This window comes from Clostridium sp. TJA032 (genome assembly GCF_058310275.1).
On the sequence record NZ_JBZEFB010000001.1, the window covers coordinates 383,791 to 408,143 of the forward strand.

Below are 24,353 nucleotides of genomic sequence, written 5' to 3' on the forward strand. Positions count from 1 at the left end.
AATTATTTTTTTATTTATTTTTTAAAACCCCTTGAAACTCAAAGGAAGGAACATAAGATTTTGAATTAGTTCCATTTTCTTGAATAAAAGCATTTTCTACTCCTAAGGAAAGTGCATAATCTATAAGAGAATCGTAATGCTTAGGGTTTAAAGGTTTATCTATTTCTTTGTAGTTACAGGATTTATGCATAGGAGTATATTGATTCATAATGCTTATATATACATTGTTTTTAAATTTAGAGTATATTGTATCTATAATCTTTTTTGAATCGAATAAAAGTCCTGGAAGCATCAAATGCCTAATTATAAGACCCTTTAAAAGTTTTCCTTCTTCTGAAAACTTAGGAGGACCTACTTGTTTAAACATTTCTTCTAAAATTATAAGAAGATTGTCTTTATAATTTTTAACCTTTGAATATTTAAGGGCATATTCATCTTTAAAATATTTAAAGTCAGGAAGATAAACATCTATGTATCCATCTAGTAATTTTATTGTTTCTAAGGTATCATAGCCATTTGTATTATAAAGAATAGGAATGTTTAAGCCCTTTCTTTTTGCTATTTTTAATGCTTCTAATATTTGAACTGCATAATGAGTTGGGGTAACTAGATTTATGTTTTCAGCACCTTTTTCTTGAAGTTCTAAAAATATTTCAGCTAGTCGTTCAATTGAAATTTCAATTCCCTTAAATTCTTGACTTATTTCATGATTTTGGCAAAAAACACATTTTAAATTACAGTGAGAAAAAAATACAGTACCAGAACCTTTTTTAAAAGTAATAGGTGGTTCTTCCCATTTATGAAGTTCTGCCCTAGCTACCTTAATTTTTTCATTAGCCATGCAAACTCCAAGAGATTTAAATCTATTAACTTTGCACTTTCTAGTACAAAGAGTACACTCTTCTAATAGCTCTTTATTTTCCATTAAAACACCTCTAATCTATATTCAATATTAATTATATATTTTAAAATATTAAGTAACAAGAAGTTTAAAGAGAACTAGAATTTTTATAAATTTAGTAATAAGTATTTTATTTAAATTTAATAGTTGTTTAATATGAATATGTAATAAAATGTTATATAATACAATTATTTAGATATAATAAAATAAATAAAATGATAAAATAAATTTAAAGAGATAAATTGTTAGTATTTTAAAATAGACTTATAAATGGAGGGATAAGGATGAGTTATAAATCTAAAAAGCCAAGTACAAGAGAGTCTATAGATTATGAAAGTTTAAGAGATAGATATGATTATGATATTGACGATTTAGATGACTTAGATATTGATGATATGGATGATTTAGAGGATATTTATATTTCCGATGATTGTGATGAATATAGTTATGGAAGTTCTTCTTCAGATTGCAATGATAGTTCAAGTAGTGGATATTATGGGGGAAAACCTTCTAAATTTAAGATTTTATTAAGGAATATAGAGAGGATTGTTTCAGTATTTTTAGGAAGTTTTGCTATAGTATTTTCTTTATGCCAATTAGCTATATGCTTAGGAATATTCTTTATATTAATATATCTTGTGTATAAAATTTTTACTATATTTTAAAAAAATAGATGTTATAATAAATAATGAAAACTTGAATTACTGAGGTAAAGTTATTTATGGAGTATAAATCTACAATTTAGTCTAGGCTATATTTATAAAATGAAACCAATAAGATTTCAACTCTTGTGATTGAAGTTTTATATATTGATAATTTTAATGAAAAGTAATAGCAAGATAATATTTTTCAATTAAAAATTGAAGCTAGAGATAAAGACATTTAATAAATAATTACTGATAGGTTAAAAGATTTGTATAAGTGAATTATTGGTAATATATTGTAATTAAGTATAGATAATTTTGCTACTAATGTAATTGAATATTTCAATTTAAATGGGAAAATCATAATATTTTATTTTTATTTGGTGAAATTGGACAATAAATTGAAGATAATCCTCAATTTATGTTTAATCTTTAAATAGTTATTAAGAATTTAGTTTTATTATATAATACATTATTTTTATATATGTAATATACTATTTAAATAAAGAGTCATTTGAACTTTATTTTAAACAATATTTAGGTGCTTTAAATAAATAATAATTTAATTATGAATTATTAATAATATTATATATTTTAGGAGGAAAAATGAGCAATAATTTTAAGATTAATAAGGAATTAGTATTGAAAATAGCAAAAGAAATATTAGAGTTTGATAGTCCTACTGGATTTTGTTTTGAAATAATTAATAAAATAGAGGAAATGACAAAGTGTTATGGATATAAGTTTGAAAGAACTAATAAAGGATGTGGAATAATTACTATTGGAGGAAATAGTAATGATAAAACAATTGGACTTTGCGCTCATGTAGATACATTAGGTGCAATGGTACGATCTATAACAAAATGTGGGACTTTAAAGTTTACAATATTAGGAGGACCTATAGTACCAACGTTGGATAGTGAATATTGTAAAATAAGAACAAGAGACGGAAAAATTTATACTGGGACTTTTTTAAGTACTAGTCCAGCAGCACATGTTTTTGAGGATAGTAAAACTAAAACTAGAGATGAAAAGAATATGGAGATTAGAATTGATGAAGTAGTAAAAAGTAAAGAAGATGTTTTAGCATTAGGAATTTTTCCAGGAGACTTTATATTTATTGATCCAAAGACTACTATCACAGAAAGTGGATTTATAAAGTCAAGATTTATTGACGATAAAGGAAGCATAGCGGCTTTAATAGCGATGCTAGAAATTATGAGTAGAGAAAATATAAAACCTAAATTTACAACAAAGATATTAATTTCTATATATGAAGAAGTTGGACATGGATCATCGTATATACCAAGTGATATTACTGAATTAATAGCAGTTGATATGGGGTGTATAGGTGATGATTTATCTTGTACAGAATATATGGTAAGTATTTGTCCTAAAGATTCAAGTGGACCATATGATTTTGGAATAACAACAGAATTAATAAATCTCGCAAAAAATAATAGTATAGATTATGCAGTTGATATATATCCTATGTATGGATCGGATGTAAGTGCTGCGTTAAAAGCTGGTAATGATGTAAGGGGAGCTCTTATAGGACCAGGGGTACACGCATCTCATGGTATGGAGAGAACACATTATAAAGCGCTAGAAAATACAATTAAGTTATTATTAGCATATCTAATTTAGAAAATACACTAAATAGTACATTTATTAGTTAAATTTGGTGCAATATAATATCAACAATATGTGATTAGTTTAATAGATTATTAATAAATAAATGGATTGTAGAATTTATTTGAAACTTAACAAGAGACAACTAATTTATGATAAAAAATATAAAAGAAAGTGATTATGCAATTGTTGTTTTAATTGAAGAATATGCTAAAAATTAGAGTGTTTTTAAGGTCAAGTTGTGTTTGAAACTATGCTAACTATTACAGACATTAAAAATAATATGAATAAGTTATTATTTTTAATAAGAAATAAAAGGTATATACTAATGAATTCCCAATATTATTTTAGATATATATGCTATTGATTTTCAGATGATAGTAAGTTTGAAGAATTAATTTATAAGATTAATAATATATCATTATAGATAATTAAAAAGTATTTAAAGTATTTTAGGAGATTTTAAATGTTTACTTTTAGTAAGTAAACATTTAAAATCAAATTTAATTTATGAATTTGAAGAAATTACAGCTAGATTAAAATTTGAATAAAAATATTGTATGTCTCATTTATATGGTTTAGATAAAACTTTATTTATCATAATGGGTATTGATTCATGAGAATAATGATTTTTTATGTTAGTAATAAAATTTTGAATGTAGATGAGGTTGTAAAAAAGACTTTGATAGAGCATGTTAAGAGTTAGTTGAAATATTAGTTTTGAATATTTTTTTAATGATATATATTGATTATTGTGAAAATTATTCAAGAGAGATATGTGATTATTATATTAAATCAAAACTTATAAATTTATTTAAATATAGTTGATTAAATTATGTAGTAGATATATATTTAAATTATGGTAGTTCTGATGTTTGTTAATTACTTAAAGTGAGAAATAGTTTTAGAGTTGCTATTGTAGTAGTTGGAGTAAAAATGTTTAGTATAGTATAGAAATGATACTCTATTAAGCTATAAATAACATTATTTATAGCTTAATAGAGTAAACCACATTTTATATTAAATTAATATAATAAATGTAAATTTGTAAATAATATAATTAAAATGAATTTGATTGAAGTTTAGAAAGTGAAAGGATTTTTAATAGCAAATATTTTAGTTTCTACTTTGTTTTTTAGTGAAGGTATAATTTACAAAGATAATTTATTAAAAGAGGATACGTTAAACAGCAAATTTAATTTAAATAAGAGTTTAAATAAATATGATGATTTTTATATAAAAGATAAGGAAAAAAATTTAGTAAAAGAGTATGCACTAGATTATATGAAAAAGATTTATTTTATGGACTTAGGAGCTAATATAGACGGATTTAAGGACATTGGAAAGGATAGATATTATCAAGTAACTTTATACTCTAAAAGCGTAAAGGGAGAGGCGTTAACAGGGATAGTAGATAGAATTATTATAAACAAAAGAGGAGAGGTTTTAAAAGGAGAAAATGGAGAAGCTTTAAGTGGAATTTATGACCTTATAACTAACTTAAATATGAGTAATGAGGAAGTTTTAGAAATAGAAAAGTTTGCAAGATTGTATGAAGCTGAGTTAAATATTAAAGATTTAGAAGCTTATGTATTAGGAGATAAGGTTTTAAAAAATAAAACTTATTATGAGGTTTACATACTTTCTAAAAGTTTAGAAAATAAAGGTATTTTTGAGCCTTTAGAAAAACTTTATATAAATAAGCTTGGAGAAGTTATTAAAAATATTGATGTTTAAAATGGGGAGATTTAAGATGTGTGGGGCTAAGAGTATAAAATTTATAATAGATATAGCTTTAGATAAAAAAGATGTTTTAAGGGTAAAACTTAATATTAAAAATGCTTATTTAGGTATCCTTCAGTTTTATAAAGGAAAGATAAGAATAGTTAAATTTAATTGTAATGAAGAGTTTTATTCAGATTCAAATTTTATATATATAAATAATAAAAATAAAGAACTTAATTTAGAGTATGAAGTTTCCATAGGATATTTAGGAAAGCATGGAAAAATAGGAGTAATAAAAGAAGATTTGATAAGTTTTTTAGGAGAGCAAGTATTTTTACTTCCAGTTGAAATTCTTACAATTAAAGATAAGGAAAAATCACCTTTTACTTTAGAGGTAGATTTTATGTCTTTTATAAGGTTTTTAAATAACAAGAATTTTAAGGAAGATAATTATAAAAATATTATACCTTTTAAAGAAACTGATTTTAAATTAAAACTTTTAAAGGGTACTTGGAGTGATTTTTATGAAATAATGAAATCTTCCTATACCTTTGGATTTTTTTCTGAATATATTTTAGAAAATGAAGAAGGAAATCTTAAATTATACTATGACATTAAAAATAATTTAGTGAAAAGTATGGAAGAAAAAGAAATAGTTTTAAAAAATATAAATAATATTTATAAATATTATTGTGATTTATTTAATATAAATTGTTTTAATAAAAAAAATATTAATATAGTTTTACTTAGAGAGAATGAAGAAAATAATTCATATATTTTAGGAGGAAGTGGGAAAAATATTATAAGTGCTACCTTTAATCCTTATAAAAAAAGGGACTGGCAGTTGTTATCTCATAGATTATTTCATAGCTTTATGGATAGTATTTTAAAAGAAAGAGCCTATCATCTTCCTCCTAATCTTTGGTTAACAGAAGGCTTAGCTACATATTATGAAAATTTATCTTTAGAATCTTTAGAAAAAGGACTTAAGGAAAATTTAAATATAAGTTTTAATAGGGAAATAGCTAACTTATATACTAGATACTTATATATGACATTAAAAGAACCACTTAGGTTTAGTATTATTCCAATGGAGGAAGGAAGTATAAGAAGTCATGGTAAAATAGAGTTTTTACATTATACAAAGGCTCCTTTACTAGTTTATTTCTTAGAAAGAATAAGTAATTTAAGTGAAAAAGATAAAATAATAAAGCTTTTAATTAAAAATAAGCATAATAATTTTTCTATGGAAGAGTTTTTTTATAGCTTATTAAAAAATAAATGCGATTTTTTCGCAAATAATTATTTATTTAGAAATAACATAATTCCTTTATGGCATTTAAAAGAATATTTAATAGAAAAAGATGTTATATCTATTTTAGAAGAATATGAATATATTTTATGGACATGGTTTAAAGTAGAGGATAATAATTATATTAAAGATAATCTTAAGGGTTATAATGAAAACCATAATAAAATTTTAAGCTATAATAAGTACCTTTTTAATCCTAAAATCATAGAAGTTTTAGAGGAATATTCTAAAAGTTTAAGTTATTTAATAAAAGCATGGTTTATTAGATGTGATTTATGTTCTGTTTCGTATAATGATGAATATGTTAGATATAAAATTTTATTTAAAGAAGAAAATCTTAAAATATGGAATGATTTTATTAATTAGGCTTTGTAAAAATATAATATAAATATTTAAAGTAAATTAAAAGAATGAAAGCTTTAAATAGTCAATATTTATATTTACAACTTTATATAATCTGATATAATATAATTTGTTATTTAAAATTATATATTTTATTGCTATGATGAAGAAGAGTATATAAATAATTATTTTAAAGCGATTTAGGGAGGGTGTAAGCCTAAAAGATAATTTTATAGAAAGAAGCTTCGGAGCTTAGGCTGAAAATCTTAATCTTTAAGGAGTAGGTCTAGGGATAATTCCCTTAAATATTTTAAGTGAGTTAGTTTTATATCTAACTAATTTAGGTGGTAACGCGGAAGTTAAGTCTTTCGTCCTAATTTTTAGGACGAGAGATTTTTTTATTACATAAATTTAGAAAGGAAAGTGAAAAAATGAGTTATGAAAATTTAGCTAATTTAATATTTCCAGAGGTAGATAAAACACCGGAATATTATTTTGAAAAGTATCCAAAGAGAGAATTAAAAGAAGGTGCTAAGGTATTAAGATATGCACCAAGTCCAACAGGATTTCAACATATAGGAGGAGTTTTTGCTTCATTAATAAATGAAAGATTAGCTCATCAAAGTGGTGGAATATTCTATTTAAGAATAGAGGATACTGACCAAAAGAGAGAAGTTGAAGGTGCTATAGATGATACTATAAAAACTATGCATAGTTTTGGTATGGACTTTGATGAAGGAATAACAGGAGAAAATTCAGAAAAAGGAGCTTATGCGCCTTATAAGCAAAGTGAAAGAGCAGAGATATACAGAGCCTTTGTTAAAGACCTTTTAAGAAAAGGATTAGCTTATCCTTGTTTTATGACTTCTGAAGAGTTAGAAGCTTTAAGAGAAAAGCAAATTGCTGAAAAATTAACACCAGGTTGTTATGGTGAGTTTGCTAAGTATAGAGATTTATCTCCTGAAGAAGCTATAAAGAAAATAGAAAATGGTGAAAGTTATGTTATAAGAATGAAATCACCAGGAAATCCTGAAAAAAGAGTTGTTGCTCAAGATATGATAAAGGGAGAGGTTTCATTTCCTGAAAACCTTCAAGATGTAGTAATAATAAAGGGAGATGGACTTCCAACTTATCATTTTGCTCATGTAGTAGATGATACTTTAATGAGAACTACTCATGTTATAAGAGGAGAAGAATGGTTATCATCTCTTCCAATACATCTTCAACTTTTTGATGTTATAGGAGTTGAAGCACCTAAGTATGCTCATATTCCAACAATAATGAAAATGGATGGAAGCTCAAAAAGAAAATTATCAAAAAGAAAAGATGCAGAAAGTGCAGTAAGTTACTATAGAGAAAAAGGATATCCATCTAAATCAGTTATTGAATATCTTTTAAATATTATAAATTCAGCTTTTGAAGAGTGGAGAGCTGAAAATCCAGATAAGGATTATCATGAATATAAAGTTGAATTAGACAAAATGAGTAAAAGTGGAGCCTTATTTGACTTAATTAAATTAAATGATGTAAGTAAAGATGTAATCTGTAAAATGAAGCCAGAGGAAGTATATGATTTATATACAAAGTGGGCAAAAGATTATGATGAAGAAATGTATAATTTAGTTACAGCAAAAGAAGAAATGATGAAGGAAGTATTTAATATAGATAAGGAAGGGCCAAAGCCAAGAAAAGATTTTGCTAAGTGGGATGAAGTTAGAGAGAAGGTATTTTATTTCTTTGATGAATTATTTGATAAAGAAACAGCAGAAAATGTGGAACTTCCAAAAACTTTAGAATTAGAAGAAGCTAAGAGAATAATAGAAGCTTATGAAAAAGCATATAATTTTAATACAGATAAAGATACTTGGTTCTCTGATTTAAAAGAGGTTGCTGTAAGTTTAGGATATGCTACTGATAGAAAGAAATATAAGAAGAATCCAGAGGAATATAAAGGAATGGTATCAGATGTTGCAGGAGCTGTAAGAGCTGCTTTAACACATAGAGCGAATACTCCAGACCTATATACAATAATGCAAATTATGGGTGAGGAAGCTGTAAGAGAAAGATTTAAAAATTTTATCACACTAAAGTAAAAGTTAAAAAATAGTGAATAAAAACTTGCTATTTTAAAATTTTAATGATATAATTTAAACATAAGATACAAAGCTTTAAAAGATGAATAAAATTTTCCTTAAACTTAAAGAATAAAGAAAATTTTTATTAATCCATTTAAATCTTTAAATTTAAGGAGGATGTCAAAATGGCAGATAGAACATTAAAATGTAAAGACTGTGGAGCAGATTTCATATTCACTGAGGGAGAACAAGCTTTCTACAAAGAAAAAGGATTTGAAAATGATCCAGTAAGATGCTTAGATTGCAGAAGAGCAAGAAAAGCTCAAAGAAATAATAGATAATAATTTGTTTATTATAGGTTGTAAGATTATTCTTACAACCTTTTTTAATTTCATGGTAAAATTTTTATTGTAATTATATTTTATAATTATTTTGGAGGATTTTTAATATGGAAATATATACTATAGGACATTCTAATTATGAAGTAAAGAGACTTGTAGAAATGCTAAGAAAATATAATATTAACTGTGTAGTTGATATAAGGGGAATTCCTTATTCTAAATATAATGTGCAGTATAATAAAGAAACTATTAAGAATACTTTAAATAAATTAGGTTTTACTTATGTTTATATGGCTAAAGAATTTGCAGCTAAAAGAGAAAGCAAGGTTTCATATAATTCTCTAGGATATGCTGATTTTAACAAGGTTATAAAGGAAGATTCTTTTAAAAAAGGAGTAGAAAGGCTTAAAGATGGAATAGATAAAGGGTATAGAATAGCTCTTTTAGGGGCTATGCAAGAACCTATTAGGTGCCATAGAAGTATATTAGTAGGGCGAGAATTAGATAAACTTGGCTTTAATGTAAAGCATATACTCCATGATTATTCTTTATGCAATCAAAAAGAGATTGAAAATATGCTATTAGAAAAGTATTTTAAAGATAGAGGACAAATTACTATAGATTCTATTATGGGGAAAGAAAAAAGTGAAGATGAAATGATAAAAGAAGGATATGAATTAGCTAATAAGGAAATTGGATATAGAATGGAAAAACTTTAGCTAATGTTATTTTTAATTTATTTTATAAATTTTTTAAATTGAAATATATTGTATTTATAGAGCTTAGCATAAAGAAAAAGCTAGAAATTAATCCTACTATATTTACAAATAAAAGCTTTGATTTAAGGGCTACATAAATCATAGTTATAGAGGCTATAAAGGTGATTAAAGAGAATATTGCACCAAATTTTTTTTCAGTTAAAAAAAGCTTAATTTTATTCATAACAAATCTCCTCAAATTTTAAGCTATTTTAATTAAGTATAAGTTTAGTTTTATAATCATATAACAAAGAATAGTCTGTGAACCTTTTAAAAGAAATACACTTTAGTATAGCATATTAAAAGAAAAAGACACAGACTATTATACTATTTTTTGGACATTTCTTGAAATATCTCTAAGAAAAAATCCTCTAATTCTTGAACTTTCTTTTCAAGTTTACTAACTCTTTCTTCTAAAGATACTTTAGTTTCCTCCTTAGGAGAATTGTTATTTTCTTCTTTTAAATTTAAAAATTCTTTTTTTAGTTCTTTAAAATATAAATCACTATTATAAATAAAGGTGTCGCTATTATTATAGCTTTTCCTTAAATTTTTAATTTTTCCTTTTAAGTTTTTGGGTAATTTTATAGAATTAATTTTTTTAGGATTAAACTGTGAATAATTGTTTTTTTCTTTAGGAATTTTACTTTGATTTATTTTATCTAAAGAAGGTTGATTATTTAAATTATTATCTAAGGCTACTTCTTTTAAGATGGAGTTATTATTTTTTTTATCATTTATAAGATTTTCTTTTTTAGAGTTTTTTTTCTTAAATTTATTTTTGAAAAAATAAATAAACTTAAGAAATATATTTTTATTTCTTTTTTTTCTTAATCTTTCACTTCTTGAAATTCTAGGAATTTTAATGTTTTCATAAGATTTTATAGTATTTTCTTCTTTAAGAGAAGTATTAATTTCAATATCTTTTATCTCTGGTAATAAAGATTTAGGATCTTCTTCTTTTATATTTAATTTTTCATTTATTGAATCTATAATAGATTGTACATCTTCTCTCTTTTTATAATTTTTATTTATAGAACTATCTGTATTATATAAATTTAAAGGTTCCATATTTATTAAGGTTGGAATATCTTTATCTTTTTTAAAATATCCTTCAGTATTATCAAAGAAAAAACCTTCTTTTTTCATAAAAATAACTATATCTGTTTGGGATAGATTTAGATTTTTTGAAAGTTCATTTAGGTTAATGCCATCTAAAACTAAGGAATTATTTATAAATTTAACTTTATCTGAATTTGTCATGTTTTTAAAATTTAAAGCTATTTTATTCATAATTCATCACCTTTAATAAAAAATATTAATTAGAATATTAAGTTCTTTCTTTATTAAAAAAAGTATATAAAATATTATAAGATAAAAAAAAATAATTTGAAATATATTACAATTTAAAAAGATAAAAATTTCAAAGAAATTAACATAATATATATAGTTTTAATATATTATGATTTAAAATGTTAATTTAGTAAGAAAGATTGTTGCTAAAAAATAGATACAAATGTAAAATAATATTATAAATAAATTAAAGTTAAAAAGGAGATTAAAGATGAACATAGATGAATTAACAAAAAGAATAAATGAACTACATAAAAAACATAAAGAAGAAGGATTATCAGAAGAAGAACACAAAGAAAGAGAAGAACTTAGAAGAGAATATATAAATAGATTTAAAAGTAATTTAAGAGAACAATTAAAGGGAATTGAGCCGAAAAATAAGAAAAATTAAGGGTGATTTTTGTGGGTGTTACAATAGAGAAATTAATAAAGGATTTTAAATTAGAGGTAGTACAAGTTGGAGAAGAAAATGTTCCTATAAATGTTTGTGATGTAAACAGACCAGGACTTCAATTAGCAGGATTTTATAACTATTTTGCTCCTGAGAGAATTCAAGTTATAGGGAAAGCTGAATGGAGCTTTTTAGAAGATATGTCTCCAGACCTTAGAAAAAAAAGATTGAATAAATTTTTTTCCTTTGATATTTCTTGTCTTATTATAACTAGAGAATTAGAAATACATGAAGAACTTTTAAAGGCAGCAAGGAAAAGAAACTTATGGATTCTTAGAAGTAACATGGTAACAACTAAATTTATAAGTAAAATTACAATGTATTTATCAGATAAAATGGCGCCTGAAACAAGACTTCATGGGGTTCTTGTTGATGTATATGGTATAGGTATGTTAATTACAGGGGAAAGTGGAATTGGTAAAAGTGAAACAGCCCTTGAACTTATAAAAAGAGGTCATAGACTAGTAACTGATGATGCTGTAGATATAAAAGAAATTGATGGGGATTTAATAGGTAGGTCTCCAGAGATAACTTTTGGAATGCTTGAAGTTAGAGGTATGGGTATAATAGATGTATCAGCTTTATATGGACTAAGTTCAATTTTAACTTCTAAAAAAATAAAAATAATCATTCATTTTGAACATTGGAAAGATGATGGAGATTATGATAGATTAGGAGTAAACGATGAATATCAAGACATTTTAGGTGTTAAGGTTAAAAAGTTAAGGGTTCCTATAAGACCAGGTAGAAATATAGCTGTAATTATAGAAGCAGCTGCTGCAAATTATAGATATCAAAGAATGTCAGATGTTTCTCCTGTTGATATTATAGAAAAAAGAATGCTAGATAGCATGGAAAATGAGAGTAAAATTTAATAAAAAAACAAAGAATATAACCATATCAAAAATAAAGGTGATGATATGGTTATATTTAATATTGAGGAAAATTTTAAAATACTTAAGGAGTGGAAAAGGGGAGAGTATAATGTATGGATACTAATGGAGGAAGATGAAGTTAGCTTTTTAGAAAAAAATTTCTCTTATGAATGTATAAAGGAATGTATTGATTATAAACAAGAGCAGAGAATAGATTCTTTTAAGGACTATAATTTTATTTTAATAAATATAATAGAACAAATAGAAAGGCAAATAATCTCTAAAGAATTAGATATATTTTTAGGAAAAGACTTTATTATTACTCTTTATAAAAGTAAAATTTCTCTTTTATATGAATTAATAGAGGATATAAAAGAAGGGAAAAATTGTCAACTATTTAAGGAAAATAAAAAAGCATCTATAATTCTTTACTATATCTTAGATAGGATAATAATAAATAACTATAATATAATATCAAATTTAGAAATTGAAGGGGATAAAATTGAATTAGAAATTCTTAAAAGTACTGAAAATAAGCAGTTAAATTCCTTATTATTTATAAGACGAGAGGTTTTTAAGCTTAGAAAGATTATAAAACCTTTAAGGTATATAGGTGATACTCTTATAATAGATGAAAATAAAGTTATAGGAGAGAATAATAAGGCATATTTTAAAAATATAAATAGTAAAATAGAAAAGCTAATACTTTCTTTAGATAATTTATCTCAAGAGTTAGCTATTGTAAGAGAAGCTTATGAATCTGAGTTAGCTAATAAGACCAATGACCTTATGAAAGTTTTCACCATAATAACAGCTATATTTTTACCCTTAGAATTAATAACAGCTATATTTTCTATGAGTTTTGACTTTATACCATTTAAAAGCTCACCATATGGATTCTACACCTTAATTGGTATGCTTTTTTTTACAGCCTTATTTTTAATCTTAATTTTTAAATTAAGAAAGTTTCTATAGTTTGACAAAATATTGCCAAAAATATAGAATTAAGTTATAAAATAAAATAATTAGGAGGGCTATAATATGAAAAGTATAGAAGAGTTAAAAAAAGAATATGAAAATGCTTGGACAAAATATGACAAAAAAGATTTAGAAGAAGTATTTTCTTTAGGAGAAAGATACAAAAACTTTATGTCTATTGCAAAAACTGAAAGAGAATGCGTAAAGGTTTTAAGAAAAGAAGCTGAAGAAAAGGGATTCAAAAATTTATGTGATGTTATTGAAAAGGGAGAAAAGGTTAAATCTGGGGATAAGCTTTACTCTGTAAATATGGATAAAACTATAACATTAATAAAAGTAGGACATGAATCTTTAGAAAAAGGTTTAAGAATAATAGGTGCACATATAGATTCACCAAGATTAGATGTTAAACAAAATCCTTTATATGAGGATTCAGAATTAGCCTTTTTAGACACTCATTATTATGGTGGAATAAAAAAATATCAATGGGTAACTACACCTCTTGCTATATATGGAGTTGTTGTTAAAAAAGATGGAAGTAAGGTTTGTATTAATATAGGTGAAGATGAAAAGGACCCTGTTTTAGGAGTTTCAGATCTTTTAGTACATTTATCAGCAGACCAATTAGAGAAAAAAGGTGCTAAAGTAGTAGAAGGCGAAGATTTAAACGTTTTAGTTGGAAGTATGCCTTTAAAAGAAGGAGAGGAAAAAGAAGCTGTTAAGGCTAATATTCTTCTTTTATTAAATGAAAAATATGGTATAACTGAAGAGGATTTTGTATCTGCTGAACTAGAAGTTGTTCCAGCTGGTAGAGCTAGAGATTATGGTTTAGATAGAAGTATGATTTTAGCATATGGACATGATGATAAAATTTGTTCTTATACTTCAGCTGAAGCTTTAATGGAATTAGGTGAAGTTGATAAAACTTGTGTTGCTTTATTAGTGGATAAAGAAGAAATAGGTAGTGTAGGGGCTACAGGAATGCAATCTAGATTTTTTGAAAATGTAATTGCAGAACTTATGGATAGAAAAGAAGAATACTCTGAGTTAAAGCTTAGAAGATGTCTTCAAAACTCAATGATGTTATCAGCAGATGTTACAGCTGCTTTTGACCCTAATTATCCATCTGTATGTGAAAAGAAAAATACTGCATACTTTGGCCATGGAGTAGTATTTAGCAAGTATACAGGTGCTAGAGGTAAGGCGGGATGCAATGATGCTAATGCAGAATATATAGCTCATTTAAGAAAAATAATGGATAAGAATAATGTTGTATGGCAAACAGGAGAACTTGGAAAGGTTGACCAAGGAGGCGGTGGTACAATCGCTTATATTTTAGCTCAATACAATATGCAAGTTATAGATTGTGGAGTAGCATTACAAAATATGCATGCACCTTTAGAAGTTGCTTCTAAAGCTGATTTATATGAAACTAAAAAATGCTATAGAGCTTTCTTTGAAGAAGCATAAAATAAAAAAAGCACTATATTTTATATAGTGCTTTTTTATTTTAAATTTTAATAATATAATTTATCTATTTTTAACTTAGTTTATATTTTAAAATATAGTTATTTATTATATAATTATTTATGTAAATGTTTAAAAACAGAAGTAAATTTTTAAAAAAGCAATAAATATTATAAATTTATTTTGCTTTGGAAAAAAGGGGAGAGTAAGATGAAAATAGCATTAATTGCACACGATAAGAAAAAAGAAGAAATGATAGAGCTTACAAAAAAATTCGAAAATAAGTTAAGTAAACATATACTAGTTGCAACAGGAACTACTGGTCTTAAAATTATGCAAAATACATCTTTAGAAGTTAAAAGATGTAAAAGTGGCCCATTAGGTGGAGACCAAGAAATAGGAGCTATGGTAGCAAATCATGATGTTGATATGGTAATTTTTTTAAGAGACCCACTAACAGCTCAACCTCATGAACCTGATGTTAGTGCATTACTTAGACTTTGTGATGTTTATAAAGTACCTTTAGCTACAAATACTGAAAGTGCTAAACTTATAATGGCAGATATATAGTAAAAGTTAGTTGTTAACTCATTTTCTTAAAATTATTATTGAAATAATTTTAGAAAATGAGTTTTTAATTTAAATAACAATAAAATCTTAAATGGAATATTATAAAGTGTAATAATAAAATGGTAGAGTTTTATGAAAAATTATAGTGTTTTTAAAAATTATAGATTATGGTTAGCTATTTTTGCACTTATTCCTTTAATATTAGAGGGATTTAATATAAGTATTTTGCCGAAAAATTATAATGAAATAGTTACATTAATATTATCTATATTAGTTATGGGAGGAATTTTAAATAATAATATAGAGGGAAATAATTTAAAAGAGAACAATGAGTTAAAAACTTTAGAACAAAATATAAACAATTTAGAAAATGAGAAAGATAAGTAGATAATACGTTGAATTTAGGGTGCTACTGTATTAAAATTAAATTGTGAGATTAAACTTTTGTATTGAAGAAGAGGAGATGTTTTATATGGAAAAAGAAATCATAAAAACAAATAAGGCACCTGGTGCAATAGGTCCTTATTCACAAGGAGTAAAAATAGGAGAGTTAGTTTATACTTCAGGACAAATTCCACTAGACCCAGAAACTGGTTTAATGGCTGAAACAATTGAAGAACAAACAGCTCAATCTTTAAAAAATGTAAAAGCTATATTAGAAGAAGCTGGAACTTCAATGGATAAAGTAATAAAAACTACTGTATTTTTAAGTGATATGAATGATTTTACAAAAATGAATGAAGTTTATGCAACTTATTTTAAAGAAAATCAACCAGCAAGAAGTGCTGTAGAGGTTGCTAAATTACCAAAGGATGCTAAGGTTGAAATTGAAGTTATAGCTTTATTATAAAAATAGTTTTATCCTTGTAAGTTAAAATGGATAGGAGAAGGTTTTACTTATGAATTATAAGACTAAAGGAGTTTGTGCTAAGGAAATCAACTTTGATATTGAGGATGACAAAGTAAAAAATGTTACTTTTTTAAATGGTTGTCCTGGAAATTTGATTGGCCTTTCAAAGCTTGTAGAAGGAATGAATATTGAAGAAGCTATTTTAAGATTAAAAGGAATAGATTGTGGTGGCAAGGGAACTTCTTGTCCAGATCAACTTGCAAAAGCTTTAGAAGCTTATAAGGAAAGTTTGTAAAGATTAAAAATAAAAAAAGTGACTATTTTAGTCACTTTTTTTATTTTTTATTTTTTATAGAAGATTACTTGCTAAAGCTGCAGTTTTAGATAATTTACTATCTATTGCAATTATAATTTGTCCTGCCTTAGCAGTATCACCAACTATAATTCCTCCAACTAAGATGTTATCTTTGAAGAATAACTTAGTGTAATTTCCTTTAGCTTCATCTTTAGAACTTATTTTTTCATAAGATGGGTCATTAAATCTAATTAATCCAGCTGAGAATACATGAGTTCCTAAAGCATCTAATATTATAGATGGTGTAAAGTCTTCAAAGGTTTTTTCAGCTCCAGTTGCATTAGCACCAGCAGTTTTACCCATTTCTATAGCAGCAGGCCAGTTACCATAAACAACTCCACTAAATTCAGCTACATCTCCACAAGCATAGATATCTTTAATGCTTGTTTCCATCTTTTCGTTAACAATAACTCCTCTGTTACATTCTATACCAGCTTCTTTAGCTAAAGATATATTGCTTCTAATACCTGTTGAAACTAAAAGTATATCAGCATCTAGAGTTTTTCCGCTCTTTAAGTTTACAGCTGTTAATTTACCATCAGTAGTTATTATTTCACTACATTCTTCTGATGTTATAAAGTTTATTCCACAGTCTGAAACTTGTTTTCTAAAGATATCAGCACCTTCTTGGTCTAATTGATTGTTCATAAGGTTTGGTAAGAATTCAACTACTGTAACATCTAAGCCAGCTAGTTTCATTTCCCAAGCAGCTTCTAAGCCTAAAGGACCAGCACCTATTATTACAACCTTCTTAGCTTCTTTCATATCTTCTTTTACATCAAAAGTATCTTTTAAGTCTTTGATTGAGTAGATTCCTTTTAATGTATGGATATTTTCACTATTTAAAGTTATTTCTTCAGAATTATTTTTAACTTTAAATGGTGGTATAAAGTTATGACTACCATTTGCTAAGATAAGTTTAGTATATGGTATTTCAGTACCATCTGTTAAGATTACTTTTTTAGCCTCTTTATCTATAGATTTTACAGTAACACCTAATAATTCTTCTATATTATTTTCTTTATACCAAGAAGCTTTTTCTAAGTAGAAAGTATCTATATTCATTTCTTCATTTAAAAGATCTGAAAGGTTAGGTCTTGAATAAGATGATACTTCTTCACTTGAAAGTAATTTAATTGTAGCTTTTTTATTTATGTCTCTTATAGTTTTAGCAGCATAGAAACCAGCAGCACCATTACCAACTATAACGAAGTTATCATCTGTATCATTCTTTTCAAATACATCCATTTCTACTTCAATGAATTGCTCTTTTCCAGCACCACAAACAGGACAAACCTCAGGACAAACAGGACTTTCGAAGATTTCACCACAAACTAAGCACTTCCAATATCTAGTTTTTCCGTTTCCAGTTAATATTTCCTTAGTTTCAGTTGCATGGTTTGGTGAATAATCAAGTTCTTTTTCTCCAAACATAGTTCTTGCAAAATCTCTACCGAATTCAAAGGCTTCTTTTAATTCAGTTACTGATGGTTTGAATTTAATTCTTAAGCCAGGTCCAAATATATTCATTTTTAATTCTTTTAATCTAGCTTCTATTCTAGGAACAGCTTCTCCACTCCAACCATAAGAACCAAAGGCAGCAGCATATTTTCCACCGTGAATTACAGGGTTTAAGTTAGCTAATAAAATTCTAATAGGAGGTAATAATTCTCCAACTATTGTTGGTGAACCAAATAAGATACCATCAGAATCTACAATATCAGCTAAAGCATCTTCTTGTTTGCTATAAGTTAAATCATATAATTTAACTTCTACGTTATGTTCAGATTGAATTCCTTTTGCAATTTCTTCAGCTAATTCTTTAGTATATCCATAAGCTGATACATAAGGAATTGTAACTTTTTTATCTCCGTTTATTTGAGGTTTTACAGGAGTACTCCACTCTTTGTAAGTGTTTATTACTTTCCAAGGGTCTTGTCTAAGTACAGGACCATGACCTGGACAAACTAAATCTATATTTAAATCTTTAATTTTATCAATAGCTTTTAAAACATATGGCTTATATGGTCCGAAGATACAATCATAGTAATATCTTAAGGCATCTAAATATTCTTCTTCATTAGGTACTAAGTCATTAAATACCTCTTCACAAGAATAGTGGCTTCCGAAAGAGTCGCAAGTTATTAATGTTTTATCTTCAGGAATATAAGTATACATTGAATCTGGCCAATGTAAAAATGGCGCAGAGATAAATTGTAAAGTTTTGTTTCCTAATGAAATAGTGTCGTTATCTCCAACTATTATATATTCAAAGTCTTTATTAACTATATCTCTTAAGAATTCTATAGCTTGCATTGTACCAATAACTTTAGCTTGAGGAGATAATTCAAGTAATTTCTCAACAGAGCCAGCATGGTCAGGTTCTGTATGATCTACTACTATGTAATCTATCATCTTAGGGTCTACTCCTAAACTAGTAAGTTTTGATAAATAATCTTCAAAACATTTTTCTTTTACTGTTTCAAAAACAGCTATTTTTTCACTACCTTTAACTACATAAGAGTTATATGTAGTTCCATAAGGAGTGTACATAATAATATCAAAAACTCTTAATTCTGGGTCTAAAGAACCAACCCAGTAAATATCTTTTTTTACTTCTAAATAATTCATTAAAAACACCACCTAATATATGTTAAAATTATAACAATCGCCATTAATGGATATTAATTATTAATTAATACCTACAATTAAATTATATTCTTTTTCAATGAAATGTAAATAGTTTTTTTAATAAAATATTATATTCTCTAAAAATTTAAAAAAATAATGGTAATTTGGCATTTAAACCATATTACCATTATTTTAATTATTAATTAAATTATTGTGAATTGTATTTTTCTAGAAATTTTTCAACATATTCAACAGGAATGCTCATACATCCAATATGACCATGTCTTTCATCTCCTTCATGGTCTCCATGAAAGTCAGAACCACAGGTTATAAGAAGGTCATGATGAACTGCATAAGATATAAAGAAATCAGTATCTTTTTTAGTATTTTGATAATAAATAGCCTCTATGCCATCAAAGGGAAAGGACATTACTTCCTCTACAGGAACTTTTTTTATAAGTTTTGGATGAGCAAGAACTGTAATGGCATTATTTTCTTTTAAAATATTTATACCTTCTTCTACAGAAACTTTTTTGTTAGGAACATAAGCTTTGCTATCATTTCCTATAAAATTATCAAATATGTATTCCCAGTCATAAGGATAACCAGCATCTACTATGCATTGTGCTATATGGGGTCTAGCTACTACACCTTTTCCTTTAGCTAACACATCCTTATAATCTAATTTTATGTCAAAATACTTATCTAGGTTTTCAACAATTTTTTTTGCTCTATTTATTCTAGAGTCTTTAAGTTCTCTTAAAAAACTTTGAAACTTTTCTCCTTTATAAGTATCATCTTTAAAGTATCCAAGAATATGAACTGTAGCTCCTTTATGCTCACAGCTTAATTCTATTCCAGGAATAAATTTTATATCTAATTTTTTAGCTTCTTCCATAGCTTCATCAAGACCAGATGTTATATCATGGTCTGTTAAGGCTATTAAAGAAATGTTAGCTTTTTTAGCTTCTCTTATTACTTCCTTTGGCGATAAAGTTCCATCAGATGCTAAGGAATGACAATGAAATTCTGCATGAATCTTAATAATAAAACCTCCTTTAATTAATGTAATAATATATAGTATTTTTATAATATTGTTAATTTTAAAAAATATTTGTAGTATTAATATTTTAACACATAACAATGAAATAAAATAATTAATTTTTATCTTTAATTTTATACAATAATTTAAAATCTTAATAAATTTAAAGAGATTAATTTTAATATTTTTTTTTAGGGGTTTTTGATATAATTATTTTAAACTAATTTTTAGAGGTGAATTAATGTTTTTAATTATAGACAATTATGACTCCTTTGTATTTAATTTATATAGATATTTTAAAGAATTAAATGAAGAGGTAAAGATAAGGAGAAATAATAAAATAAGTATAGAAGAAATAGAAAGGCTAAATCCTACAGGGATAATTATATCTCCAGGGCCTAAAGCACCAAAGGATATGAAAGAGTGTTTAGAGATAATAGATTATTTTAAAGGGAAAATACCTATTTTAGGTGTATGTCTTGGGCATCAATGTATAGCTTATTTATTTAATAGTGAAGTTAAAAAGGGTAAATTTCCTATTCATGGAAAGATAAGCAAAATAAAGCATGATAACAAGGGGATTTTTAAAGGAATTAAAAATAATATAAATGTAACTAGATATCATTCATTAATAGTTGATAAAGAGTTATTAGGAGAAGATTTAGAAGTAAGTGCTTTAAGTGATGATGGAGTAGTTATGGGAATAAGACATAAAAAATACTTTATAGAAGGAGTACAATTTCATCCTGAAGCTGTCTTAACAGAGTATGGTCATGAAATGCTTAAAAATTTTATAGACCAATCAAAAAATAATTTTTTAGATAGGTGATTGATTTGGATTTTAAAATTAGAGAAATAGAAAATAAATTTAAAGCAGAGGAAGTATATTCTTTATTTAGTGAAGAGATAAATAGTATTTTTTTAGATAGTTCAAAGGAAGATAGTGAGTTTTCCTTATATTCTTTTATAGGCTTAAATCCTTTTAAAAAGTTTGTTTCTAAAGGAAGAAAGATTTTAATTGATGATAAATTAGTTTTAGGAGAACCTTTCTTAAAATTAGAGGAGCTCATTTCAAAATATAAAATAGATTACAAAAGTAATATACCTTTTTTAGGAGGGGCTATTGGGTATTTTTCTTATGATATTGGAAGGGTTATTGAAAAATTACCTGAAAGTGCATTAGAAGATGTTTCTATTCCTGATAGTTATTTTTTATTTTATGATAATTTAATTATATTTGATTTGAAAAATAAAAAAACTTATATAACAGCTTTAGGAATTAATGAAAATTCAGATAAAAGTATAGATAGGATTTATGAAAAAATAAGAAGTTATAATTTTAATTTCAATAAGGACTTAGATAAAGATACTAAATTTTCATCTAATTTTTCAAAGGAAGAATATATAGAGGCTGTGAAAAAGGTTAAAAATTATATAGAAGAAGGACATACATATATTGCAAATTTAACACAAAGGTTTTCTTGTGATTTTAATTCTAATCCTTTTAATACATATATGAATTTAAGGAGTATAAATAAAGCACCTTTTTCTGCCTATTTAAATTTAGAAGGATTTCAAATTATAAGTTCTTCTCCTGAGAGATTTTTAAAAGTATTTAATAGGGAAGTTGAAACAAGACCTATTAAGGGCACAAGACCAAGAGGAAAAGATTCTTTTGAAGATGAAAAAAATAAAAAAGAACTTTTAAATAGTGAAAAGGATAAATCAGAACTTTTAATGATTGTTGATTTAGAGAGGAATGATTTAAGCAAAGTTTGTAAGCCTTTTTCAGTTAAAGTTACAGAACTTTTTAAATTAGAGGAGTATTCAACAGTATTTCACCTAGTTTCAACTGTTATAGGAGAATTAAAAGAGGATGTAAGCTCTGTAAAATGTATAAGAGAATGTTTTCCTGGAGGTTCTATAACAGGAGCGCCTAAAATAAGAAGTATGGAAATTATTGAGGAGTTAGAAGGAATTAGAAGAGGGATTTATACTGGAGCTATAGGATATTTTGACTTTAGAGGTAATTGTGATTTTAATATAGTAATAAGAACTATACTTACAAAGGATAATAAAGCTTACTTTGGAGTAGGTGGAGGAATAACTATTGAATCAGAAGAAGAGATGGAATATGAAGAAACCTTAGATAAGGCTAAAGCCTTAATGAGAGTATTATGATTTAGGTTGTGATATAAATTGATTTATATAGGAGAAAATATAAAAGATTCTTTTATAAGTTGTAGTGAAGAAAATTTTAAAGTGGATTCTTCTGTGTTTTTTGGAAGAGGAGTTTTTGAAACTATACTTGTACTAAATAAAGGAGTTTTTTTAAAGGAACATTTAGAAAGATTAAAGTTAGGGTGTTTAAAATTAGATATTCCTTTTAACATTACAAAAAAAGATGTTACAGAATTTATTAAGAAAAATAATATAAGGAATAAAGTCTTAAAAATAACTCTTACTGAAAATAATATAATTTATTCAATTAGAGAAATTCCATATAATAAAGAAGATTATAAAAGAGGATTTTCTTTAAGACTTAGTAAGGTAAGAAGAAATAGTACATCTATGCTAACTTATTTAAAAAGTACTTGTTATATTGAAAATATTTTAGAGAAAGAAAAGGCTAAAAATAAAGGCTTTCATGAGGTAATATTTTTAAATGAAAAGGGAAATGTAGCAGAAGGGGCTACAAGTAATATATTTTTTATTAAAAATAATAAGATATATACTCCTTGTGTTAAATGTGGGCTTTTAGATGGAATAATTAGAAAATGGATAATTAAAAATTTTGAAGTTCAAGAGGGATTTTATACTTTAGAGGATTTAAAAAATAGTGAAGGGATTTTTATAAGTAATTCTCTTCTTGGCATAATGAAAGTAAGAAATTTAGAAGAGAAAAATTTTTTAGAACAAGATTTAATAGAAAAAGTAAAGGAGAAGTACGAAAATTCTATTAAAATCTTTTAATGATGGAGGGAAATAATGGATAAAGATAAAATAAGAGAAGGAATGAAATTAATACTTGAAGCCATAGGAGAAGATGTTAATAGAGAAGGGCTATTAGAAACTCCAGATAGGGTTGCAAGAATGTATGAAGAGATTTTTTCAGGAATAGGTAAGGATGCTAAGAAACATTTAAATAAAACCTTTGAGGTAAATAGTAATGACCTTGTTTTAGAAAAGGATATAACTTTTTATTCAATGTGTGAACACCATTTAGTTCCTTTCTATGGAAAGGTGCATATAGCCTATATACCAAAAGGGAGAGTAGTTGGTTTATCTAAACTTGCAAGATGTGTTGAGGTTTATTCAAAGAAGCCACAACTTCAAGAGAGACTTACAAGTGAAATAGCTGATTCTATAATGGAATCTTTAAAGCCTGAGGGAGTAATGGTAGTTGTAGAGGGAGAGCATATGTGTATGACTATGAGAGGTGTTAAAAAGCCTGGTACAAAAACAGTTACAACAACTTATAGAGGTAAGTTTTTAGAGGATGAAAATTTAAAAAATGATGTATTTAGAATGATTTCTATGTAGATATTATTCTTTGAGGTGTTTATTTATGAAGAGAGTAAATAATATACTTAATAACAATAAGTATAAAGAATATTTAGATAAAAATTCTTTTTATGAAAAAGATAGGATTTTTTGCAAGCATAATTTGGAACATTTTTTAGATGTGGCAAGGATTGCATATATAAAGGTTTTAGAAGAAGATATAAAGGTTTCTAAGGAGATAATATATGCAATAGCCCTTCTTCATGATATAGGAAGATGGGTTCAGTATGAAGGAGGAGAAAAACATAATAAAGCTTCCTTTAGGTTAAGTTTACCTATCTTAAAAGAATGTGCTTTTAAAGAAGAGGAGATAGAAATTATTTTAAGTGGAATATTAAATCATAGAAATAAGGATTCTAAGGGCTTAGATAAGATTATTTATTTAGCAGATAAAGAGTCTAGAGCTTGTTTTTTATGCAAAGGAGAAAAACTTTGCAAGTGGGAGAAGGAAAAGAAAAATTTAGACATAATTATTTAGGGGGAACTT

Annotated in this window: 25 protein-coding genes and 1 other annotated feature; of the genes, 20 read left to right on the top strand and 5 right to left on the bottom strand. The window is 25.8% G+C overall.

What is annotated here, in order from left to right:
* Positions 1-10: 10 nt before the first annotated feature.
* The gene (locus tag AC4FRL_RS01710; protein WP_491138291.1) at positions 11-925 is read right to left on the bottom strand and encodes a radical SAM protein; all 915 of its coding nucleotides are present in this window, start codon (positions 923-925) and stop codon (positions 11-13) included.
* A gap of 260 nt (positions 926-1,185) precedes the next feature.
* Here AC4FRL_RS01710 and AC4FRL_RS01715 point away from each other — a divergent pair, with 260 nt between their 5' ends.
* The 7 genes from AC4FRL_RS01715 to AC4FRL_RS01745 all read left to right on the top strand — a co-directional run bounded on the left by AC4FRL_RS01715 (position 1,186) and on the right by AC4FRL_RS01745 (position 9,691).
* Positions 1,186-1,566, top strand: a complete 381-nt coding sequence (locus AC4FRL_RS01715; protein WP_491138292.1) for a hypothetical protein — start codon at positions 1,186-1,188, stop codon at positions 1,564-1,566.
* Positions 1,567-2,151: 585 nt separating this feature from the next.
* Positions 2,152-3,192, top strand: coding sequence for a M42 family metallopeptidase (locus tag AC4FRL_RS01720; RefSeq protein WP_491138293.1), 1,041 nt, complete (start codon positions 2,152-2,154; stop codon positions 3,190-3,192).
* Positions 3,193-4,266: 1,074 nt separating this feature from the next.
* Positions 4,267-4,914, top strand: a complete 648-nt coding sequence (locus AC4FRL_RS01725) for a hypothetical protein (RefSeq protein WP_491138295.1) — start codon at positions 4,267-4,269, stop codon at positions 4,912-4,914.
* Positions 4,915-4,930: 16 nt separating this feature from the next.
* Positions 4,931-6,580: a hypothetical protein gene (locus AC4FRL_RS01730; protein WP_491138296.1), complete on the top strand. Its 1,650-nt coding sequence runs from the start codon at positions 4,931-4,933 to the stop codon at positions 6,578-6,580.
* 127 nt (positions 6,581-6,707) lie between these two features.
* Positions 6,708-6,935: a binding site (T-box leader), on the top strand.
* 52 nt (positions 6,936-6,987) lie between these two features.
* Positions 6,988-8,649: a glutamate--tRNA ligase gene (gene gltX, locus AC4FRL_RS01735; protein WP_491138298.1), complete on the top strand. Its 1,662-nt coding sequence runs from the start codon at positions 6,988-6,990 to the stop codon at positions 8,647-8,649.
* Between the two features lie 167 nt (positions 8,650-8,816).
* The gene (locus tag AC4FRL_RS01740) at positions 8,817-8,972 is read left to right on the top strand and encodes a zinc-ribbon domain-containing protein (protein WP_003481131.1); all 156 of its coding nucleotides are present in this window, start codon (positions 8,817-8,819) and stop codon (positions 8,970-8,972) included.
* 107 nt (positions 8,973-9,079) lie between these two features.
* A complete protein-coding gene (locus tag AC4FRL_RS01745; protein WP_491138299.1) occupies positions 9,080-9,691 on the top strand; it encodes a DUF488 domain-containing protein in 612 nt (203 codons plus the stop codon).
* 22 nt (positions 9,692-9,713) lie between these two features.
* On the opposite strand, the gene AC4FRL_RS01750 is transcribed toward AC4FRL_RS01745, so the two are convergent.
* A complete protein-coding gene (locus AC4FRL_RS01750; RefSeq protein ID WP_491138301.1) occupies positions 9,714-9,914 on the bottom strand; it encodes a hypothetical protein in 201 nt (66 codons plus the stop codon).
* Positions 9,915-10,057: 143 nt separating this feature from the next.
* A complete protein-coding gene (locus AC4FRL_RS01755; protein ID WP_491138302.1) occupies positions 10,058-11,023 on the bottom strand; it encodes a hypothetical protein in 966 nt (321 codons plus the stop codon).
* A 271-nt stretch (positions 11,024-11,294) separates the two neighbouring features.
* Between AC4FRL_RS01755 and AC4FRL_RS01760 the strand changes: the two genes are divergently transcribed.
* The 8 genes from AC4FRL_RS01760 to AC4FRL_RS01795 all read left to right on the top strand — a co-directional run bounded on the left by AC4FRL_RS01760 (position 11,295) and on the right by AC4FRL_RS01795 (position 16,569).
* A complete protein-coding gene (locus tag AC4FRL_RS01760) occupies positions 11,295-11,474 on the top strand; it encodes a DUF896 domain-containing protein (protein ID WP_491138303.1) in 180 nt (59 codons plus the stop codon).
* An 11-nt stretch (positions 11,475-11,485) separates the two neighbouring features.
* Positions 11,486-12,409, top strand: coding sequence for an HPr(Ser) kinase/phosphatase (gene hprK, locus AC4FRL_RS01765; protein WP_491138304.1), 924 nt, complete (start codon positions 11,486-11,488; stop codon positions 12,407-12,409).
* A 45-nt stretch (positions 12,410-12,454) separates the two neighbouring features.
* Positions 12,455-13,384 carry a magnesium transporter CorA family protein gene (locus AC4FRL_RS01770; RefSeq protein WP_491138305.1) on the top strand — a complete coding sequence of 310 codons (930 nt, stop codon included), beginning with the start codon at positions 12,455-12,457 and terminating at the stop codon, positions 13,382-13,384.
* Positions 13,385-13,450: 66 nt separating this feature from the next.
* Entirely contained in the window at positions 13,451-14,857 is a 1,407-nt protein-coding gene (locus AC4FRL_RS01775) for an aminopeptidase (RefSeq protein ID WP_491138306.1), read from the top strand.
* Between the two features lie 207 nt (positions 14,858-15,064).
* Positions 15,065-15,424: a methylglyoxal synthase gene (locus AC4FRL_RS01780; protein ID WP_491138308.1), complete on the top strand. Its 360-nt coding sequence runs from the start codon at positions 15,065-15,067 to the stop codon at positions 15,422-15,424.
* 132 nt (positions 15,425-15,556) lie between these two features.
* Positions 15,557-15,811 carry a phage holin family protein gene (locus tag AC4FRL_RS01785; protein ID WP_491138309.1) on the top strand — a complete coding sequence of 85 codons (255 nt, stop codon included), beginning with the start codon at positions 15,557-15,559 and terminating at the stop codon, positions 15,809-15,811.
* 85 nt (positions 15,812-15,896) lie between these two features.
* Positions 15,897-16,274: a RidA family protein gene (locus AC4FRL_RS01790; RefSeq protein ID WP_491138310.1), complete on the top strand. Its 378-nt coding sequence runs from the start codon at positions 15,897-15,899 to the stop codon at positions 16,272-16,274.
* Between the two features lie 49 nt (positions 16,275-16,323).
* A complete protein-coding gene (locus AC4FRL_RS01795; protein WP_491138311.1) occupies positions 16,324-16,569 on the top strand; it encodes a TIGR03905 family TSCPD domain-containing protein in 246 nt (81 codons plus the stop codon).
* A gap of 54 nt (positions 16,570-16,623) precedes the next feature.
* Here AC4FRL_RS01795 and AC4FRL_RS01800 read toward each other — a convergent pair whose 3' ends face one another.
* The gene (locus tag AC4FRL_RS01800) at positions 16,624-19,260 is read right to left on the bottom strand and encodes an FAD-dependent oxidoreductase (protein ID WP_491138313.1); all 2,637 of its coding nucleotides are present in this window, start codon (positions 19,258-19,260) and stop codon (positions 16,624-16,626) included.
* Positions 19,261-19,468: 208 nt separating this feature from the next.
* Complete coding sequence (locus AC4FRL_RS01805; RefSeq protein WP_491139514.1) at positions 19,469-20,305, bottom strand: PHP domain-containing protein; 837 nt, start codon at positions 20,303-20,305, stop codon at positions 19,469-19,471.
* A 238-nt stretch (positions 20,306-20,543) separates the two neighbouring features.
* Here AC4FRL_RS01805 and AC4FRL_RS01810 point away from each other — a divergent pair, with 238 nt between their 5' ends.
* The 5 genes from AC4FRL_RS01810 to AC4FRL_RS01830 are packed head-to-tail and all read left to right on the top strand — an operon-like array spanning position 20,544 to position 24,344.
* Positions 20,544-21,131 carry an anthranilate synthase component II gene (locus AC4FRL_RS01810; protein ID WP_491138315.1) on the top strand — a complete coding sequence of 196 codons (588 nt, stop codon included), beginning with the start codon at positions 20,544-20,546 and terminating at the stop codon, positions 21,129-21,131.
* Positions 21,132-21,136: 5 nt separating this feature from the next.
* The gene (gene pabB, locus AC4FRL_RS01815) at positions 21,137-22,483 is read left to right on the top strand and encodes an aminodeoxychorismate synthase component I (protein ID WP_491138316.1); all 1,347 of its coding nucleotides are present in this window, start codon (positions 21,137-21,139) and stop codon (positions 22,481-22,483) included.
* An 18-nt stretch (positions 22,484-22,501) separates the two neighbouring features.
* Positions 22,502-23,275: an aminotransferase class IV gene (locus AC4FRL_RS01820; protein ID WP_491138318.1), complete on the top strand. Its 774-nt coding sequence runs from the start codon at positions 22,502-22,504 to the stop codon at positions 23,273-23,275.
* Between the two features lie 15 nt (positions 23,276-23,290).
* On the top strand, positions 23,291-23,845 hold the full coding sequence (gene folE, locus AC4FRL_RS01825) for a GTP cyclohydrolase I FolE (RefSeq protein WP_491138319.1): 555 nt from the start codon (positions 23,291-23,293) through the stop codon (positions 23,843-23,845).
* A 25-nt stretch (positions 23,846-23,870) separates the two neighbouring features.
* A complete protein-coding gene (locus AC4FRL_RS01830; protein ID WP_491138321.1) occupies positions 23,871-24,344 on the top strand; it encodes an HD domain-containing protein in 474 nt (157 codons plus the stop codon).
* Positions 24,345-24,353 lie beyond the last annotated feature (9 nt).

What these genes read in the sequence shown, in the direction of transcription:
- AC4FRL_RS01740 (WP_003481131.1), top strand. Translation starts at nt 8,817, where the DNA reads ATGGCAGATAGAACATTAAAATGTAAAGACTGTGGAGCAGATTTCATA.
- AC4FRL_RS01715 (WP_491138292.1), top strand. Translation starts at nt 1,186, where the DNA reads ATGAGTTATAAATCTAAAAAGCCAAGTACAAGAGAGTCTATAGATTAT.
- AC4FRL_RS01710 (WP_491138291.1), bottom strand. Translation starts at nt 925, where the DNA reads ATGGAAAATAAAGAGCTATTAGAAGAGTGTACTCTTTGTACTAGAAAG.
- AC4FRL_RS01775 (WP_491138306.1), top strand. Translation starts at nt 13,451, where the DNA reads ATGAAAAGTATAGAAGAGTTAAAAAAAGAATATGAAAATGCTTGGACA.
- AC4FRL_RS01760 (WP_491138303.1), top strand. Translation starts at nt 11,295, where the DNA reads ATGAACATAGATGAATTAACAAAAAGAATAAATGAACTACATAAAAAA.
- gltX (WP_491138298.1), top strand. Translation starts at nt 6,988, where the DNA reads ATGAGTTATGAAAATTTAGCTAATTTAATATTTCCAGAGGTAGATAAA.
- AC4FRL_RS01810 (WP_491138315.1), top strand. Translation starts at nt 20,544, where the DNA reads ATGTTTTTAATTATAGACAATTATGACTCCTTTGTATTTAATTTATAT.
- AC4FRL_RS01745 (WP_491138299.1), top strand. Translation starts at nt 9,080, where the DNA reads ATGGAAATATATACTATAGGACATTCTAATTATGAAGTAAAGAGACTT.
- AC4FRL_RS01720 (WP_491138293.1), top strand. Translation starts at nt 2,152, where the DNA reads ATGAGCAATAATTTTAAGATTAATAAGGAATTAGTATTGAAAATAGCA.
- AC4FRL_RS01770 (WP_491138305.1), top strand. Translation starts at nt 12,455, where the DNA reads ATGGTTATATTTAATATTGAGGAAAATTTTAAAATACTTAAGGAGTGG.
- AC4FRL_RS01830 (WP_491138321.1), top strand. Translation starts at nt 23,871, where the DNA reads ATGAAGAGAGTAAATAATATACTTAATAACAATAAGTATAAAGAATAT.
- folE (WP_491138319.1), top strand. Translation starts at nt 23,291, where the DNA reads ATGGATAAAGATAAAATAAGAGAAGGAATGAAATTAATACTTGAAGCC.
- AC4FRL_RS01780 (WP_491138308.1), top strand. Translation starts at nt 15,065, where the DNA reads ATGAAAATAGCATTAATTGCACACGATAAGAAAAAAGAAGAAATGATA.
- AC4FRL_RS01785 (WP_491138309.1), top strand. Translation starts at nt 15,557, where the DNA reads ATGAAAAATTATAGTGTTTTTAAAAATTATAGATTATGGTTAGCTATT.
- AC4FRL_RS01755 (WP_491138302.1), bottom strand. Translation starts at nt 11,023, where the DNA reads ATGAATAAAATAGCTTTAAATTTTAAAAACATGACAAATTCAGATAAA.
- AC4FRL_RS01730 (WP_491138296.1), top strand. Translation starts at nt 4,931, where the DNA reads ATGTGTGGGGCTAAGAGTATAAAATTTATAATAGATATAGCTTTAGAT.
- AC4FRL_RS01750 (WP_491138301.1), bottom strand. Translation starts at nt 9,914, where the DNA reads ATGAATAAAATTAAGCTTTTTTTAACTGAAAAAAAATTTGGTGCAATA.
- AC4FRL_RS01800 (WP_491138313.1), bottom strand. Translation starts at nt 19,260, where the DNA reads ATGAATTATTTAGAAGTAAAAAAAGATATTTACTGGGTTGGTTCTTTA.
- AC4FRL_RS01790 (WP_491138310.1), top strand. Translation starts at nt 15,897, where the DNA reads ATGGAAAAAGAAATCATAAAAACAAATAAGGCACCTGGTGCAATAGGT.
- AC4FRL_RS01795 (WP_491138311.1), top strand. Translation starts at nt 16,324, where the DNA reads ATGAATTATAAGACTAAAGGAGTTTGTGCTAAGGAAATCAACTTTGAT.